14 protein-coding genes and 1 tRNA gene are annotated in these 17,426 nt (G+C 58.9%); 5 read left to right on the top strand and 10 right to left on the bottom strand.

What is annotated here, in order from left to right; genetic code table 11:
• Positions 1–84 precede the first annotated feature (84 nt).
• The gene (locus AC3RLQ_RS01015) at positions 85–711 is read right to left on the bottom strand and encodes a hypothetical protein (RefSeq protein ID WP_493033507.1); all 627 of its coding nucleotides are present in this window, start codon (positions 709–711) and stop codon (positions 85–87) included.
• 179 nt (positions 712–890) lie between these two features.
• Between AC3RLQ_RS01015 and AC3RLQ_RS01010 the strand changes: the two genes are divergently transcribed.
• Complete coding sequence (locus AC3RLQ_RS01010) at positions 891–1,667, top strand: L,D-transpeptidase family protein (RefSeq protein ID WP_493033506.1); 777 nt, start codon at positions 891–893, stop codon at positions 1,665–1,667.
• An 81-nt stretch (positions 1,668–1,748) separates the two neighbouring features.
• Here the strand turns inward: AC3RLQ_RS01010 and AC3RLQ_RS01005 are convergent, their stop codons facing one another.
• Positions 1,749–3,440 carry a 4-alpha-glucanotransferase gene (locus AC3RLQ_RS01005; RefSeq protein WP_493033505.1) on the bottom strand — a complete coding sequence of 564 codons (1,692 nt, stop codon included), beginning with the start codon at positions 3,438–3,440 and terminating at the stop codon, positions 1,749–1,751.
• Between the two features lie 86 nt (positions 3,441–3,526).
• Between AC3RLQ_RS01005 and AC3RLQ_RS01000 the strand changes: the two genes are divergently transcribed.
• A complete protein-coding gene (locus AC3RLQ_RS01000) occupies positions 3,527–4,786 on the top strand; it encodes a hypothetical protein (RefSeq protein WP_493033504.1) in 1,260 nt (419 codons plus the stop codon).
• A 21-nt stretch (positions 4,787–4,807) separates the two neighbouring features.
• On the opposite strand, the gene AC3RLQ_RS00995 is transcribed toward AC3RLQ_RS01000, so the two are convergent.
• The 3 genes from AC3RLQ_RS00995 to nadA are packed head-to-tail and all read right to left on the bottom strand — an operon-like array spanning position 4,808 to position 8,822.
• Positions 4,808–6,181: a J domain-containing protein gene (locus AC3RLQ_RS00995; protein WP_493033493.1), complete on the bottom strand. Its 1,374-nt coding sequence runs from the start codon at positions 6,179–6,181 to the stop codon at positions 4,808–4,810.
• The gene (locus AC3RLQ_RS00990) at positions 6,174–7,856 is read right to left on the bottom strand and encodes an Hsp70 family protein (RefSeq protein ID WP_493033483.1); all 1,683 of its coding nucleotides are present in this window, start codon (positions 7,854–7,856) and stop codon (positions 6,174–6,176) included. Before AC3RLQ_RS00990 ends, AC3RLQ_RS00995 begins: the two co-directional genes overlap by 8 nt.
• A 24-nt stretch (positions 7,857–7,880) precedes the next feature.
• The gene (gene nadA / locus AC3RLQ_RS00985; RefSeq protein WP_493033481.1) at positions 7,881–8,822 is read right to left on the bottom strand and encodes a quinolinate synthase NadA; all 942 of its coding nucleotides are present in this window, start codon (positions 8,820–8,822) and stop codon (positions 7,881–7,883) included.
• A gap of 154 nt (positions 8,823–8,976) precedes the next feature.
• Between nadA and AC3RLQ_RS00980 the strand changes: the two genes are divergently transcribed.
• Both AC3RLQ_RS00980 and AC3RLQ_RS00975 read left to right on the top strand, forming a co-directional pair.
• A complete protein-coding gene (locus tag AC3RLQ_RS00980) occupies positions 8,977–9,822 on the top strand; it encodes a VC0807 family protein (RefSeq protein WP_493033479.1) in 846 nt (281 codons plus the stop codon).
• Between the two features lie 64 nt (positions 9,823–9,886).
• Positions 9,887–9,961: transfer RNA gene (locus tag AC3RLQ_RS00975), tRNA-Val, on the top strand.
• 53 nt (positions 9,962–10,014) lie between these two features.
• On the opposite strand, the gene AC3RLQ_RS00970 is transcribed toward AC3RLQ_RS00975, so the two are convergent.
• From AC3RLQ_RS00970 to AC3RLQ_RS00950, 5 genes are all read right to left on the bottom strand, one after another.
• Positions 10,015–10,371 (bottom strand): helix-turn-helix domain-containing protein, encoded by a 357-nt coding sequence (locus AC3RLQ_RS00970; RefSeq protein WP_493033477.1) that lies wholly within the window; start codon positions 10,369–10,371, stop codon positions 10,015–10,017.
• Positions 10,372–10,373: 2 nt separating this feature from the next.
• Complete coding sequence (locus AC3RLQ_RS00965) at positions 10,374–10,742, bottom strand: type II toxin-antitoxin system RelE/ParE family toxin (protein WP_493033475.1); 369 nt, start codon at positions 10,740–10,742, stop codon at positions 10,374–10,376.
• 73 nt (positions 10,743–10,815) lie between these two features.
• The gene (locus AC3RLQ_RS00960) at positions 10,816–12,222 is read right to left on the bottom strand and encodes a sensor histidine kinase (RefSeq protein WP_493033473.1); all 1,407 of its coding nucleotides are present in this window, start codon (positions 12,220–12,222) and stop codon (positions 10,816–10,818) included.
• The gene (locus AC3RLQ_RS00955) at positions 12,203–12,877 is read right to left on the bottom strand and encodes a response regulator transcription factor (RefSeq protein ID WP_422315716.1); all 675 of its coding nucleotides are present in this window, start codon (positions 12,875–12,877) and stop codon (positions 12,203–12,205) included. Before AC3RLQ_RS00955 ends, AC3RLQ_RS00960 begins: the two co-directional genes overlap by 20 nt.
• Before the next feature lie 192 nt (positions 12,878–13,069).
• Positions 13,070–14,593: a DegQ family serine endoprotease gene (locus AC3RLQ_RS00950; RefSeq protein ID WP_493033471.1), complete on the bottom strand. Its 1,524-nt coding sequence runs from the start codon at positions 14,591–14,593 to the stop codon at positions 13,070–13,072.
• Positions 14,594–14,959: 366 nt separating this feature from the next.
• Between AC3RLQ_RS00950 and AC3RLQ_RS00945 the strand changes: the two genes are divergently transcribed.
• Positions 14,960–17,365 (top strand): hypothetical protein, encoded by a 2,406-nt coding sequence (locus tag AC3RLQ_RS00945; protein WP_493033469.1) that lies wholly within the window; start codon positions 14,960–14,962, stop codon positions 17,363–17,365.
• The last annotated feature ends 61 nt before the right edge of the window (positions 17,366–17,426 follow it).

Raw genomic sequence — 17,426 nt, 5'->3', positions numbered from 1 at the left:
GGGGACGTTCGCACGCCAGGGTGTTTTTCACCACGCTGATGGACGGGCGGGCTTCGCCACGACCGCCCTACCTTCCTCCGTTTCCTACAGCATGCCCGGCGTGTAGCGGGGGCGATCATCCACACCTGCACCGATCTGCTGGCGCATGCGGGTGTCATCCAGGGCGCGGTCCACGCAGTCCTGCAGGGCGCGGGAGGTCAGCTCACGGAGGACGGGCACGGGCGAGCCGCTGCCGGGGCGGAAAGCGTTGCTCTGGCGCTCGCCTTCATAGACGTGGGTGAAAAGCACGCGGCCCGAGGTGGCTTCCACGACGTTCACGCGGATGCGTGCATAGCCATAGGGATGCACCAAAAGCTGCGAGCGCAGGTCCTGAATCTCCCCGGTGAGGATAAAGCGGCCCTTCACATCCGTGGCCAGCATGCCGCGTGACTCCAGCGCGTAGCCAAAGGCGTTGCGCACCACATCGCTGACGGGCAGGCGGGTCTGGATGGTATCGACCGACGGGCCGATGGGCAAGCGCACATGCCCGAGCGTCTGGGCCTGCTCACCGCGCTTGTCCTTGAACTCACCCACGGCAAAGTCCGGTGTGCCCCGCAGCATCCGGCCGTTCTGGGGGATGTAGTCCAGGCTGATGACCGAGGAATTTCCACACGAAGAGAGGTTGAGGCAGGCAGCGAATCCGAGAATGACTGAAAAGCACCGAAAGTTCATGGAGGCCATCATTAGAACACCTTCGACGCGAATCAATGTGGTAGATTCACCCAATGCGGGCCCGCAGGCAAAAAAACAACCCTGCCGGAACTCGGAGCTCAGGAAAAAAACCCCCAAAACCTGAATCCAATTAACCCGGCAGGGTTGATTTAATGAATATATTCGGAAACAGCTTCGCCATGCAATACCAAAAAGTTTTCCATCGAAAAAAGGCACTCCTTATCACGCTGCTGGGCATCGGCATTTCCGCCCTGTTCCCTTCAGAGTCTCACGCACAGCTGGGTCGCGGGGTTCGCCAGGTGATCGTTTCCCAGGCAGCCACCTGGAATTCAAACACCGCCACGATGCAGTGCTACCAGCGCGCCTCCGCCGGAGCGCCGTGGCAGGCCGTCTTTGAGAAGCCCGTGCCGGTTTTGCTGGGCAGAAAGGGACTGGCCTGGGGCCGTGGCGTCTTCAATGCCCCACGGAACGGCATTCCCGCCAAGGTGGAAAAGGACTGGCGGGCGCCCGCAGGTGTGTTTCAGCTGGGATCACTGTTTGGCTATGCCCCCACCCCGCCCGGCGGTGCCCGCTGGCCGTATATCCAGGTCGGCCCCTGGGACGCCTACGTCGATGACTCGACCCTGCCGCAGTATTATAACCGCCATATCCGCATTGATCCCCGCGAAGGCATCCCGCCGTGGTTTGAGAAACAAAAAATGCGACTGGGAGACGCCGCCTACAAGTGGATGCTCGAAATCCGCCACAATCAGCAGCCCTCCGCCCCGGGCTATGGCAGCGCCATTTTCTTCCACGTACGCCGTGGACCCGACAAGCCCAGCGCCGGCTGCACCACCATGGCCGAGGGCGACCTGACCCGCCTCCTGCGCTGGATCGATCCCACCGCTTCACCGCATTACGTCCTGCTGCCAAAAGCGGACTACGCGGCGCTGCGTGGGGCATGGGGGCTGCCGTAGGTTGTTCGCGAAGCAAAGCAGCCCTGTTGCGCCGCAACTGGAGTGCTTTCCGGAACCAGTTGCGGCGCAACTGGGCTACTTTTACCGCCCAGTGCTCTTGATCGCCTTCTTGAGCCACTCGCCTTCTTCTTTCCAGGGTGAGGCGTTGCGCAGCTCAGCCATAGTCATCGGCAGGCGGGCGCTCCAGTTGCTGTCGGCGGCGATGCCAGGGACGTTGAAGCGGTCTTCGAGGCCATAGAGATCCGTGAGCATGAAGGCGGCGTAGCGCGCGTTGCTGGTGAGCAGGGCCTCCAGCAGGGCGTGACGGATGTGGGCATCGTATTCCGGCCAGCCTTCGGAGGAGAAGCGCAGGCCGGCAAACTCTGCGAGGTCGCCCAGCTCCTTGTCACCCAGGGCGCGCTCGGATTCAAAGGCGCTGCTGGCATCACGGCGGCGGTGCTCCCAGTGCGTCCGCATCGGCTCATGATCGTGCGTGGCGTAGGTGGTGAAGGCGCAGTTGTCATAGGTGCTGCCCATGACAACACGGCCCTGCTCGTCGTGCTCCCACTGGCAGACTTTGAAGCCGGGAATGTCGAGGCTGAGCAGGTGCGGGCGCACGTAGTCAGGCACGGTGCCCAGGTCTTCGGCCACCACCTCGGCTTTGCCAGCAGCGGCGTCGAGGATCATGCGCAGGTACTTGTCACCATTGGCGAGATTGGCGGCCTTGTGCTCGGGCGTGTCGTCGTCGTTTTCGATGAAGTGCGGCAGCCGCCCGCCGGTGAGGACCTTGGCCGCTTCATCACTGAGAAAGCAGAACTCCGCATTGCGCGTGGGACGCCACGGGAAGCTGTAGATGCGGTAGAAGCCCAGCACGTGATCAATGCGGAAGATGTCAAAAACCTCGGTCAGCTTCTGCGTGCGCTGCCGCCACCACTGGAAGCCGCCCTGCTCCATGACATCCCAGCGATAAAGCGGAATGCCCCAGTTCTGGCCCCAGTGCTGCACGAAGTAGTCGTCCTTGAAATAGGTCTCCGGCGGAGCGCCCCCGCACCATTCGAGATCAAACTGCTCCGGCTTGAAAAACACATCGGCACTGCACCAGGAGATGCCAAAGGGGATGTCTCCCATGAGCTTCACGCCCTTCCCGTTCGCATAGGCGCGGAGTTCCCCCCACTGGCTGAAGCAGAGCCACTGCACGTAGGCATGGAAGAGGATGCGATCGTCGATCTCATCCCCCTGCGCATCACGCCAGGCGCGGGCCTTGCCAGCGGTGTTCAGCTCCTCGGGCCAGTTCGTCCAGTCTTCATGCCCATGCTCCTCCATCAGGACTTTGAAGAGGCAGAAATCATCCAGCCAGGAGGCCTCCTTTTCGCAAAACGCCTCAAACAACGCCATGCGCCCGGGCTGGGATTCGATCTGGCTGAAGGCACGGCGCAGCAGCGTGTTTTTCAGGCGGCGCACCTTGGGGTAGTTCACGGAGCCATGCCGCAGAAGATCCACCCGCAGGATGCCGGTGATGGTGCTGTAGAATTTCTCATCCAGCTCAGGCACCACCCCCGGGGAGAGATCCAGCGTGAGGTAGTCCAGCGCGACGGAGCTGATGGCATTGTAGGGGCTGCTGTCGCTGCCGGTGGCATTGATGGGCAGAAATTGCACAAAGCCGATCCCCTCATCCGCGGACCAGTCGATGAGCTGCCGCACACCGCTGATGTCGCCAATGCCGAGATCCTCAGGTGTGCGCAGCGCGAAAACGGGGATCAAAATACCGGCACGGCGTGGCTGTAGGGTGGGCATGAGGGAAAGATGGTTACCGGAATACGGATTGGCAATTGTTTGTGGTTGTCTGCTGCGATTTGGGTAACATCGCAAGCGTATAGAGCATGATGCGTTCCCGATTCCTGACGATGCTGCTGTTTTTGGCAATCTCCGCCGCCCCGGCAGCGGAGACGAAGGAGCCACGCGTCATCGATTTCAAAGGGCCGCCGCATTCCTACCTCGAATGGAAGCCGAAGGACCGCTTTGCCGAGCTGCAGGAGAAGGCGCAGAAGGGGGAGGTGAAACTGGATACCACGAGTGACAAGGCCTTCCTCGCCAGCCTGCTGGCGGCGCTGAACATCCCGGTCAGCTCGCAGATCATGGTGTTTTCCGCGAGCTCGCTGCAAAGTGAGATCATCAATCCGCGCAACCCACGCGCCCTATACTTCAATGAGGACACCTACCTCGGCTGGGTGCCCGGCGGGCTGGTGGAGATCATCGCCGCAGACCCGGAGATGGGCCCCATGTTCTACGTCTTCGACCGCCTGCGCCCCGGCGGCCCGGTGCCGAATGTGACGCGCTCCACCAAGTGCATGAACTGCCATGCTGGCAATGCCACGCGGCGACTGCCAGGATTGATCGCGGAGTCGCTGCTCGTCTCGCGGGCGGGATCCAGCCTGGAGACTTATCGCCGGGATGTGCAGGGGCATCAGATCCCGCTGGAAGATCGGTTCGGCGGCTGGCATCTCACCGGCCAGCACAACATCGCCAACAACAAGGCGAACGTCATGGGCATCCCGAACAACGGGAAAAACGAGATCACCTCCGTGAATCCCGGGCAGTTCTCCGACCTCAGCCTGCACCTGCTGCCCACGAGCGACATCCTGCCGAACCTCACGAACGAGCACCAGATGGGCTTCGAAAACCGGCTGGTCTATGCCATCTACACCGTGCGCCAGCTCAAGAGCGAGGGCAAAGGCATGCTGGGCGCTGCAGCCAAGGCTGAGATCGAGGAACGCGCCCAGGAACTCGCGCGCTACATCACCTTTGCCGATGAAGCCAAGTTTCCCGCCAAAGGCATGGTGGGAGATCCCGCCTACGTGCAGGATTTCCTGCGCGACCGCAAGGTGTCGAAGACCGGCCTGTCACTCAAGGATCTCGATCTGAAGACCCGCATGTTCAAACACCGCTGCAGCTACATGCTCTACACAGACACCTGGAAAGCCGCGCCCAAGGAACTCAAGGAGCGCGTCTACTACCACATGGCCCTCTACCTGCGCGAGCAACCCGATGCCCAGCATGCGCACATCCCGCCTGCCGAACGCGTGGCCATCCGCAGCATCCTCAAGGACACGATGACGGATTTGCCGAGCTGGTGGCGCTAACAACGCTAACCGACGCAGGCTTCATTTGGTGCGGGGGTAAGCCTGCTCAAACTTATGCTTAAATTGCTCGTTTTGCTCGCGCACCGCTTGTTCGATCAGGAGCGCACCTTTTGCCTCCTCCATCTGAAGTGCTGGGTCAGGCTTTATTGAAGGGCGTGAAGGGGTAACTTGAGTGGCCAGATGCGCGCCAAAAATCAGCAATCCGCCGCCAACGATGGCAAATCCCGCAGTGACGAGTTTACGTGGATTCCACCATCTGAGCAGGCGAAACATCGCCACCTGAACCCAGCGGTGCTTCCAGGCATTCGTCCAGGCATCTGCAGGCACGACGCTCTGCACCAGCGGGATCCCGCCCCACCCGTGCCCCTGCAGGACCACGGCATAGAGCGCATGCGCCGCAGCATCGGCCTTCCAGTCACATGCTGCTTCAGGATGCTCCAGCCGCTGCACCCAAAACGAACGAAAATCCGGTGGCAGATCACGCAAGGCCATGCCTCGGGCGATGCTGATTTCGAGGCTGGTGAACTTGCCTGCATCGTTTTCGGCATGCGGCAGACGCTTCAATTTGCGCATGATCGACTGGGCGAGGAAAGGCTGGTGCATGGCCACCAGACCAGCCGCATGGAAGAACACATCGGCGGTGCGCGCTGACCAGGCATCGACCTCGCATTCGTCGAGTTTTTGCACCAGGGTCGTGAGGTGGGCCTGGCTGCCCGCCTGCTCCAGCGCCTTGATGGCTCTGTTAACAAAGCCGGTGCGCCCTCCTTTCAGCAGGTGCGTCAAGATCGCCACCGGAGCGGTCATGCCAAACAGGCCCGCATCCGCGCCAAAGGCATCGCTGATGATGCACTCCACAGCATCAGGTGGGATGCCGAACTCAATCACGTCAACCGCCAGCGCCCTGAGCGCCATGGTTATGATGTCGAAATAACGCCGCGGATTCTCCAGCGCGCGATCCAGCGTTACGATCGAGTAGGACCATTCACGCGGCCAGTCGCGCGCAGGCCGCTGCAGCTTGCGCTGGTGCTGCTCCTGAGGGGGCGTCTGATCAAGCTTGTGCGGGAGGAAGGGAACGTCCCCAGCAGCCCAGGAAGAGGGCAGCGGCGATGGCGGCGCAGCGGCGGGGGCAGAAGGAGCAGAGGGAGGCTCTAAAACCGCAGGAGTTTCCTCTTCAGGCTCCCACTCCTCCGCGTCATCTGGCGGCCCGTCCTCCTCGCTGAGCGCACGAAATTGCAGCCATTCGAGGGCCTGCTCATAGGCCGAGCGAAGCCGCTGAAATCCTTCCGGGTCTTGATCGGGGCGATGAACCTTGAGCAGCCTGGCATACGCGCTGCGCACCTGCTTTTCATCCGCAGTGTCAGGTCGCAGGCCCAGAATGCTCCATGGGTCAGCCATCGTTCTCGCGGAAAAAGGGTGCCATGAATGTGTCCAGATCCTGAGCTGTAGCGGCGATGCGCTCACGCTCCTGGCTGATGAGAGCTGCTTCAAAGGCTTCGAGGAAACCTTCCAGCGAGCGCCTCATCTCGCCTGAGAGATCAGCATACAGGCGGTTCGCACGCTCGAGGCGCGCACGGTTCTCCGGCCGGTCTGCCGGGTTTGTCTTCAAAGGCTGCAGTTTGCGCAGTGCAGCGGCAATCTGCTCAGCGCTCAGAGTGCCGGGTCTCTGTTCAAAAACCTTCGTCACCTTTTTGCCGGTTTCCTTGATGGTGATATCGACTTCGAGGAGGCCGTTCATGTCATAGGTGAAGCGTACATCCACCTGCCCTGGATATTTCTGACCGGGTCGGGCGCGCAGGCCCTGGATGTGCAGCATGCCAATTTTCCGGTTGTCTTTGACCAGCCGGCTCTCGCCTTGATACACCTGGATGGCCAGCTCATCCTGCTCAGGGGAGAGCGTGCTGAACAACTCGCTGCGGCTGCACGGCACCATCGTGTTGCGCTCGATGATGGGGGAAAAGAAGCCATGCTCACGATGGCCGCGCACCAGTTCCTTGGTGGTTTCAATGCCCAGGGTGTGGGGGCACACATCCGTGAGCACCAAGTCTTTGACGGCGGAATCTCCGGCCACCAGCGCCTGCTGCACGGCGGCCCCGAGCGCCACGACACGATCAGGATCCAGCGTCCGTGAGGGCTCCATGCCCAGCAGGTCCCGCAGATCCTCAAAAACCACCGGCATGCGGCTGGCCCCGCCGACCAGCAAAACGGCGTCGATCTGTTTGGGCGTGAGCCCGGCATCACGCATCGTCCTACGCACTACGGGCCGCAGGCGTGCCGTGATCTCCGCCGTGGCTGAGATGAAATCATCCCGCGTGATGGGCGCCTCCTTGCCATGGAGCGTAACAGTAGTGCTGGCCTGCTTGGACAGCTCGCGCTTGAGCATTTCCACCCGCTCACGCCAGCGCCGGGAATCTGCTGCGGGAGGGTTCCAGTTAAACTCGCGCTCGATCCATTGGGCAAAGGCATCGGTGTAATCCTCTCCTCCCAGACGGCTCTCCCCCGAGGATGCCTTGACCTCCACCACACCCTCAAACGATTCGAGCAGCGTGACATCAAACGTGCCGCCACCCAGGTCAAAGACCAGCAGGGTGTTGAGTTCGTCCGTCGCGCGGTAGCCGTAGGCCAGCGCGGCAGACGTTGGCTCATTGAGCAGGCGCAGCACCTTGAGTCCAGCAATGGCCGCCGCGTCCACCGTGGCCTGGCGCTGCAAATCATGGAAATAAGCCGGCACGGTGATCACAGCCGAATCGACCGGGGTCTTTAGCTGCACTTCAGCGATGCGTTTCAATTCGCGCAGCACCAGCGCGGAGCATTCCACGGGCGACCATTTCCGCCCGCCAAACTCATACGTCGTGTCGGTGCCCATGTCCCGCTTGAAGCAAGCCTGCCCCGCATTTGGAGCGGTCACCAGCCGGTCCTTGGCGGCGCGCCCCACCAGCAGGGTGCCATCTTCTGCGACAGCGACGACGGAAGGAATCAAATCCTCGCCCAGCTCATTTTTCAATGTCACCGGCTGGCCATCACGCATGACGGCAACCAGGCTGTTGGTGGTGCCAAGGTCGATACCGATCATCGCAGAGAAGGAGGTTCGGTTTTCCTACCGGCTCAGCTCCAGCATGCGCAGAATCGGTTTCTCCGCACGCTGGCGCAGGTCCTCCGGCATCTCCACCTGCGGCGTCAGATCGCGCAGGCAGTCGTGCAGTTTTTGCAGCGTGTTCAGCTTCATGTAGCGGCAGTCGGCGCAGGCGCAGTGGCCGGTGGGGCCGGGGATGAATTTCTTGCCGGGCACTTCGCGCTCCAGGCGGTGCAGCATGCCGCTTTCGGTGACGATGATGAAAGCACTCGCGGGGCTGTTGCGGCAATAGCCCACCATTTTCTCCGTGCTGCACACTTCATCCGCCAGAATGCGGACGGCGTAGGTGCATTCGGGATGAGCCACAACCTTCGCATCCGGGTATTCGTCTTTGATCTGCTGGATGCTGTCCCGCGTGAACTCCACATGCACGTAGCAGGCGCCCTTCCACAGGTCCATTTTGCGGCCCGTGCGCTCCATCACCCATGAGCCGAGGTTTTGATCCGGCACAAAGAGGATGGGGCGGTCCTTTGGAGCTGCTTCCACGATTTTGTCAGCATTGCCGCTGGTGCAGATGCAGTCGCTCAGGGCCTTCACGTGGCCGCTGCAGTTGATGTAGGCGATCACGTAGTAGTTCTTGGCGGCGTTCGCTTTCAGGAAGGCTTCAAGCTGCGGCCCCGGGCAGCTCTGCTCCAGCGAGCAGCCAGCATTGGCATCTGGCAGCACCACGATCTTGCCGGGGTTCACGATCTTGGCCGTTTCCGCCATGAAGTGCACGCCGCAGAAGACGATGACATCCGCCTCGGTCTCCTTCGCCTTGTAGGCCAGGCCGAGGGAATCCCCCACAAAGTCAGCGATCTCCTGGATGGCCTTGTCCTGGTAATTGTGCGCCAGGATCACGGCATTGCGTTCTTTTTTGAGACGGAGAATTTCTTCGGTAAGGCTGGGGGCGGTGGTGGCGACCATGGAAATGTGTGGAAGGAGAGCGTAAAACGGAGCGGAACGAGGTCAAGAGAGCTTCGCGCACGCTCGTCCTCGTTCTCGTGCTCCTACTCGTCCTCGATCATGGTACGCCCGCTGGGTTCTGCGGGATCGAGAAACCGAAAATGGCCAAGTGGGCGTGCCCATTCGTCATTCGTCATTCGTCATTCGTCATTCGTCATTCGTCATTCGTCATTCGTCATTCGTCATTCGTCATTCGTCATTCGTCATTCGACATTCCACCTTCATCATTCCACAGTTCCCCGTGACCCAAAAACAGCCTCACCCCCTTCTCGATCTCGCACTCACCGTCATCCTGCCTTCCATCGCCCTGGAAAAACTCAGCGCGCCGGATCGGCTGGGCCCGCTGTGGGCGCTGATCGTGGCGCTGCTGCTGCCGCTGGGCTTTGGCATCTGGTGCTTCATGCAGAAGCGCGGGCTGAACTTCTTCTCCGTGCTCGGCCTGATCGCCGTCATCATCACCGGGGTGCTGGGACTGTGGAATCTGAACGCCGTGTGGTTTGCCGCCAAGGAGGCCATGTTCCCCATCTTCCTCGGCATCGCCTTCCCGCTGAGCCACCGCTGGGGCAAGCCGCTGATCAATGAGATGCTGCTCAATCCGCAGGTCATCAACCAGCCCGCCCTGCACCAGGCGCTCGACACCCCGGAGAAGCACCACAGCTTCGCCCTGCTGCTCAAAAAAGCCTCCTGGGGCATGGCCGGAACGATGGTCCTCTCCTCCATCTCCAATTTTGCCCTCGCCATCTACCTGCTGGGAGACAAAGCCCCCGGCAGCGAGGAATACACCAAGGCCATCGGCCGCCTGAACTGGAGCGGCTTCCTTGTCATCGGCATCCCCCTCATGGGCGTGACTTTCGGCCTGCTGCTCTGGCTGCTGCGTTCCATCACCCGGCTCACCGGTTTGGAGCGGGACGATTTGATGAATCAGGGCACCACGGTGCGCAAGCAGGTGAACAACAGTTGATTTCCTTGCCAAAAACCGTTTGCCCAATCCTCCGAGGCCGTTTATAGACTTCGCCCCCGGACTCGCGCGATTAGCTCAGTGGTAGAGCATTACCTTGACATGGTAGGGGTCACAGGTTCGAACCCTGTATCGCGCACCATCTTCGATTGAAGGTTTAAGTCCAAAATCCCTCGGCCTCACGAGCTGATAAACTCAAGCCGCAGAACGCGAGGTTCGAACGCCAGCGGGCTTGGCATTACGCAACGGAACAAAACGAATTTCGACGCGACGATGGAATGCTGCGGCAATGCGGTTGAGCATCGCCAGTGAATGCCCCTCGTAATCAGCGTCTTCCAAGCGGCAGATGACGGAAGCGGTGGTTCCCACCAGTTTCGCAAAAGCTCGCTGAGAAAGGCCCGCCTGAACGCGCAGATCATGGATTTTGCGTGCGACGGCATCATCGGCGCGAATCTGCTCCAGTTCGGCCATTCTTTCCGGCTTGCCCGCCACTAGACGGCGATGCAGAATTTCAACGGCATCGCTGGTTGGTTTGTTTTTTTTCTTGGTCATCTTCATCTCTCCTCAAATGTGTGTGCTTTGGGGTTTATCTCGAAATTCTTCCGCCGCTCGATGGCTCGCGCTATTTCCACGGGTGGCACCCGGTCTTCCTTCACGATCCCGTGCGAAACCACCGCCGCAACGTTCCCATGAAAGAAATAGAGAATGCGATAATGGATGCCTTGCAGGCTCGATCTCAGCTCATAAATCTTGTCTCTCAGCAAATCGGCTTCAGGTCGGCGTAGTTCATGCCCTTCCTTTTTGAGTCGTTCAAGTTTGGCGAGGCATTTCAATTGCGCCTTGGCGGGAATACCATCCAGCCACTCCAGCGTGGGGACAGTTCCATCCTTCTCCTGATAAAAGACGACTTTGGTTTGTGGCACAGAATTCCCTTTTCATATTGTTACCAAATTTGCGAACACCTGTCAATGAATGACTGTGTAGTGTACATCCCCCTCACCCCAGCGGAATCTGCGGCACCGTAATCACAAACTCCGCCCCCTGCCCCGCGTCACTTGTCACTGCCACGGTGCCATTATGCGCCTCCACAATGGCCTTCACCAAACTCAGCCCCAGGCCGAGGCCGCGCTGGGTGCGGCTTTTATCTCCACGGTAGAGGCGTTCCCAGATGTGCGGCTGATCGGTGGCGGGGATGCCCATGCCGGTGTCGCGAATGGCAACCGTGACGGTGTTCTCAGCGGCGCGGCAGGCCAGATGCACTTGCCCCCCCTCAGGCGTGTACTTGAGCGCGTTGTCCAGCAAATTGGCGAAGGCCTGGCTCAGACGCGTGGGGTCCACGGAGGCCTGACAGTCGGGCGCGAAGTCGGTGGTGATGGCGATGTGCTTTTCCTCGCTGATGAGGTCGTACATCTCGATCACCTGCTGCAGCAGCGCGGGGATGGACGTCAGCTCGCGGTGCAGTTTCATCATGCCGGCCTCGGCTTCGCTGATGTCCATCAGCGCCTTGAGCATGGTGAGCACGCGGTCGGATTCCTCCACGCAATCGGCCAGCGCCTCGCGCGCGACGGGATCGGGCGTGGTCTGCACGGCGGCCTCCGCAGTACCGCGCAAGCGGGTCAGCGGTGTGCGCAGGTCATGCGCCACATTGTCCAGCGCATGACGCATGCCTTGAATGAGCGACTGGTTCTTGTCGAGCAGGCGGTTGAACTCGGTGGCCAGTTCCTCCAGCTCGGCCTGACTGGCGTAAGCGGTCACGCGGGCGGAGAAGTCGCCGGTGTCTGAAATGGTGCGCGCCGTGGCCACAACTTCGCGCACCGGCTGAGTGGCGCGATGCGCAAAGTAGGCGCCGCCAAGAACGGCGAGCAGCAGCGTGGGCGTCATCACCAGCAGGAAGTTGCGGCGAAAGGGCTGCAGCACCGTCTCGCGGCTGTTGGTGCTACGACCCACCTGCAGGATGGAGCCGTCATACAAACGGGCGGTGGCGACGGTGAGATCCCGCTCGTCATCTTTCGGAATGCGCAGCCAGTCGGCGCGCTCGGTTTCGTTCTGCGTTTGCAATGACGCCGCATCCGCCTGCAGCCAGTCGTTGGGCACATTCACAAACAGCACGCTGCCAAGATTGCCGGTGACACGAACAAAGAAGGACTTCGACTTGCTTTCATCCGTGCTGTTGAGTTTCACCAGATTGCGCAGCGCAGACAGGCCGCCGCTGGAATACACCGCGGCGCACTCCTTCAGCCGCGCGTCGATGACCTCGCGGTCCTTCCGCTCCAAAGCAGAGGCCAGCAGCACATAGAGCAGTCCAAAAAGAACGAAGGCACTCAGGGTGAAAATCACCGCGTAGCCGAGCGTCAGCCGCACGGCGAAGCTGCGCCCCCAGTGCTTAAACAGGTTTGAGGACATAGCCGACTCCGCGAATGGTTTGAATGAGTTTCACCTCGAAGTCCTTGTCCAGCTTCGCACGCAGACGGTGCACCAGCACGTCCACCACATTGGTCTGCGGATCGAAGCTGTAGTCCCAGACATGCTCCAGAATCATCGTCTTGGTGACCACCCGGCCCGGCGTGCGCATCAGCAGCTCCAGCAGGGCAAACTCACGGCTTTGCAGCTCGATGCTGCGGCCTTCACGCCTCACTTCACGCGACAGCAAATCAAGGGTGACCCCCGCGGCGCTGAGTGTCGTCGGCTCAACCACATGCGTGGCACGGCGGATGAGCGCCTGCACGCGGGCCAGCAGCTCGGAAAAAGCGAAGGGCTTCGTCAGGTAGTCATCACCTCCGGCCTGCAGCCCCTTCACGCGATCATCCACCGTGGCCTTGGCACTGAGGATGACCACCGGCGTATTGACCTTCTCCTTGCGAAGCTGCCGCAGCAGCGAGAGGCCATCAAGCTTGGGCAGCATGAGATCCAGCACGATGCAGTCGTAGGTCACCGTGCAGGCCAGATCCAGCCCCTGCTCGCCATCGGCGGCAGCATCCACTCCGAAGCCGTTTTGCTTCAGTCCGTTCACGATGAACGAGGCGATCTTGCTGTCATCTTCGATCACTAAAATGCGCATGGCTGGCGGGGTGTCCATATGGGTAGCTGCGCTGAGAAGCGTTGTCCAATGTAGGCAAAGGTAGTTCGGGCAATCCTGCCCGATAACGGAGAGCGCTCGCAGCCGGCAGGATGGCCCGTGCTGCCGCCCCCAGAAGAAAAAACCCGCCCCAGCACTTGCGCACCAGGGCGGGCTTCCTCGATTCCACACACATTAGCCGGCCTTGCTTTCATCCACGACGATGAAGCGGGTGCCTGCTCGGCTCCAGACCTTCACCAGCGTGACTTTGGTCGCAGGCTTTTCGCACAGGGCGGTGGCCTGCTCGGCGTTCTTCACGGGCTGGCGATTGATCTCAAGGATCACATCGCCCTGACGGAGGCCAGCATCATAGGCCACGGAATCTTCCTCCACGGAGGCAACCACGGCGCCTTTGATGTGGGAGGGAATCTTGAGCTGCTCACGCGTGGCCTGGTCGAGGTCAGCGACACCGACACCATGCAGGGCGTCATCCGCATTGCCTGCGGCAGGAGTGGCGTCCGCCAGCTTGTCGCCGGGCAGTTCCTTGACGGTCACGGTGAGAGTCACGGTCTTGCCATCGCGCAGCACATTCATGGGCACAGCGGCACCGGGGGTGGTGGAGCCCACCTGCAGCTTCAGATGACGGCTGTCGGTGACGGATTTGCCATTGAAGTCGGTGATCACGTCGCCGCTCTTCACACCGGCTTTTTCGGCAGGGCTGTCAGGCGAGACACCGGACACCAGCGCACCTTTGGCAGAGTCCATCTTGAACTGCTGCGCGAGCTGCGGAGTGAGATCCTGGATGTTCACGCCCAGGAAGCCACGCTCCACGCGGCCTGTGTTGACGAGGCTTTCCATCACCCAGCGGGCCAGATTGGTAGGCACTGCAAAGCCGACACCTTGATTGCCACCGCTGCGGCTCAGGATGGCCGTGTTCATGCCGATCAGGCGGCCTTCCACGTCCACCAACGCACCACCGGAGTTGCCGGGATTGATCGCTGCATCCGTCTGGATGAAGTCCTCATAGTCGAGGCCCAGAGTGGCGCGGCCTTTGGCACTGACGATGCCGCTGGTCACCGTCTGGCCGATGCCAAACGGATGCCCTACGGCAAGCACCATGTCACCGACCTCGATCTTGTCGCTGTCAGCAAAAGCCATGGCGGGCAGGTCTTTGGCCTCCACCTTGACCACGGCCACATCCGTCTTCGGATCGCGGCCGATCACCTTGCCGTTGAACTCGCGTCCGTCGGTCAGGCTGACTTTGATCGTGCTGGCGTTTTCGACCACGTGGTTGTTGGTGAGGATGTAGCCGTCCTTGGTCACGATGATGCCGGAGCCCACGCCCTGTTCTTTGGGCATGTGCCGCTGCTGCGGACCGCGCTGCTGCTGGAATTCCTCAGGCATCTGGAAGCCCGGGCCGAAGAAGCGGCGCAGGTCGAAGCCTTCGGGCATTTGCATCTGGCTGACCTTGGCCTCGCTCGAGACCGAGATCTTCACCACGCTGGGTGCCACGGCTTTCACAATGGGCGCAAAGCTCGGGAAGCCCCGGGCTGCGGTGGACAGCGGTGCATCGCTGACCTGAATGCGAAGCGGCTCCGCCTTGGTGCCCGCCCCGTCTTTCGCAGACGTGAAGGCCACCAGCGAAGCGCTCAGGACGCACACAGAACCGAGTACGGCCGTGCGCTTCCAGATCGACTGGTTGGAGGATGAAGTTTTCATAGGAGTTTCAATGGGGTTCATGGATTTGTGTTAGGTGGATCGATTTCCACCGCAATGAAAGCACCCCACGCATGCCCTTTGTGTTACCGGAGCATTACAAGCGTGTAAGGTTTGTGGGGGCCACAAAAGCAGAAATGCTTTGGCTTGTCAGATCCCCCTCTATACTTTGACCTAATATTCTCCCCTGCTTTTCTGGTGCGTATAAACTTTCCATTTCGCCGCTTTTTTGCAAATGTGCGCGCACCGCTTCTGCGGCGCTTTCGGGTCCAAAGTTCTTCTTGGTATTGGCATACGCGAAAGCTTGCCACTAGCATTAAATTCCGCATCAACCGTGGGGCGTTCAGGACCAAGTCCAGAGTCTTTGAGATGAAGAAGCAAAGCGGTGTCTTTCGCGAAATTTTAATCAAAGTTATCTTTAAGATCGCAGTGGCAATTCTGGTCGTCCTAATTTTGTTCTCGGTTGAACGTGCATTCCCGCAATTACCCGATCTCGTCGGCTGGTCGGTAAAGCCGGAGGCGGAGTATGGCTTTTTTGCGACTCTGGCGCAGGTTGCAGCGACGATGCTTGGTCTCTATTTCACTGCGGTCAGTCTCGTTGCGAGCACATCCTACGCACGCGCACCTGGCAATCTACGGGCGATGATCATAGAAGAGCAGGTTGGTAATTTCTACTTCTCGTTCTTAGCAAATTTTGCAGCCACAGCAGTGGTAATGCTCGCAGCAGTTTCACTCGGAGTCCCAATCGGATCTGTAAATATCATCTGGCTTTCTTTTCTCGGACTTTTCGCTGTATTCAGCTTCGTTCTTCTCGGTCTGCGGACATTTTCGTTTTTCGACCCAACCGCTTTAGTGCGGCACCTCAATCCCCGACTTGCTCGCGTGATGTTGGAAGTAACACCGGGAGGATACAAATGGCTCGACCCGTCATTTCAGAGCCACCAACAACGCGAAGCTGATCGCGCTATTGAAGCTTATTCGAACCTTATCGTGATCGCCGGGCAATCAGAAAATCTAAATGCTCGGACGTTGGTCGAACTAGCAGAAGGTCTGTTTGCTGTCTTGAATCACTACGCTTGGATCAAATGCCGCATACCAACTAAAAGCCTGTGGTTCCGCAGACACCCTAAACATAAACAATGGCTACTCGCTTCTTCTCACGAATTGGAAATGGCTCGCAAGACCGATACTGCTCTTCAACCAGAAATGGTGCCAGACCTAAATTGGTTCGAAACTGACGTAAAGCAGGCACTAATCAAAATCATTTCCCGGCTCTGTTCGCGAGCCGACCTCACGGGTTTGATTACCGTACTGAATGCAGAACAGAAATATGCCAGGAATGCAGCCTCTCTCGGCTGCTCTGAGGAGGCTCTCATACTCTTAAATGCAGTGGGAGAGGAGCTCGACAATTCTTTCGCGAAAGCCACTTTCGATAGTACTTCTGACGATTCCTTGGAGCAAAGCTTAAACCGACTTGCAGCGATGGACCTGCACGCCTTGGGAATAATGAACGTCCTTCTTGGCACCTCTCATGCACTTGAGAATACAAGCTGCGCAACATTCAAACAGCAGACCAGCCAGTTTGAATGGCACAAACCGGGAGCAATATACAATACCAAAAATCTACCCCGAGAGGTTTTGAAGCAATGCGAAGAAATGCAGGTCCGGCTTTTGTTCGAACGGGAGGTCGAAGGAAACATTGTTACACCTAACTGGCTACAATGTGAATTCGCCGCGCTCGGTTATACAAGGTATCTAGCTGAAATACTTAACCGCATTCTAGTTAAATTTGAAGACCGTTTTGGTGCAACAGTTGAACAGCGCATCAATGCTGGAGATTTCATAGGCGCAACCTCCCTTATCCATCGTGGTTTAGAAGCGACAAATAAACTGGACTCACATCTACCGCGCTTCCACGCTTATTGGGATGATCTCCTTGAACAAAACCGCAGCCGGGATTGGGAGTGGCCGGCAATCGATTGGGACGACCTTGGCAAACGAAGGATCGCTTTACGTGACCGGCAGATAAAACACCTCATAGATTGCATCGACACATTAATGGATTTGCCCGGGAAACAGCATGTTCCTGACCTTTTTGGCCAGACATACTCCATCCTTGCCGACAGTTGTTTTGATGCACTCATTCGAGACGACGAGACGATTTTCGCCACCATTTTCCCGGCGTATTTCGCAATGGCTTTTCAAGCGCATCAGAAAGTGCGAAGCGCGTTGGGCAAAATTACAAAGAACAACATCATTGCGACACTGGGCCCATTGACGGATCTGCTGGCCATCTCGGGATTCGCCGAATTATATTCGGCTTTTACCACGAAAAACTTTAGCTCCGTCAGCCGAGCAATTTGGAATGCCTACTTCAACGATCAAAAAGACGATGTCTCTCGAAAGGGGGTAATTGCTTTCTTGAGCATGACCAAAGAACCCCTTTGGGGAACTTCATCCCGCGACATGCTGCGATTCCGATGGCGAAGAGCCACATGTGATCTCTTGGAGAAACAAGGCATTGCCGTGGATGATTTTGGTATAACTTCATATCAAAAGAAACATGTACGTCATCCAAGCCCACTCGTTCGAGTTTTCGCTTCTCGTGGAGATCTGCTGAACGATCCAGAAGATATTTTCTTTGCCGTGTATTTATTTATGCGGCCAGAAGCATCAGGGCTCAAAATTCCGAATATGATAAAGTCTTATCAACAAGCACTCAATCGCGAGACATCAGGCAAGGAGGATGAGGATGAGGATGAGGATGAGACGTAGCGAAACAAACTCCATTCGCGAGCAAAGCTCGATCTTTTACTTCTCACCCGGCCGAGGTGGG

Source organism: Prosthecobacter sp. GW821-HT29F12 (genome assembly GCF_058803405.1).
Note: the sequence above shows the minus strand (reverse complement) of the source record. Positions and strands in the feature narration are given on the sequence as shown.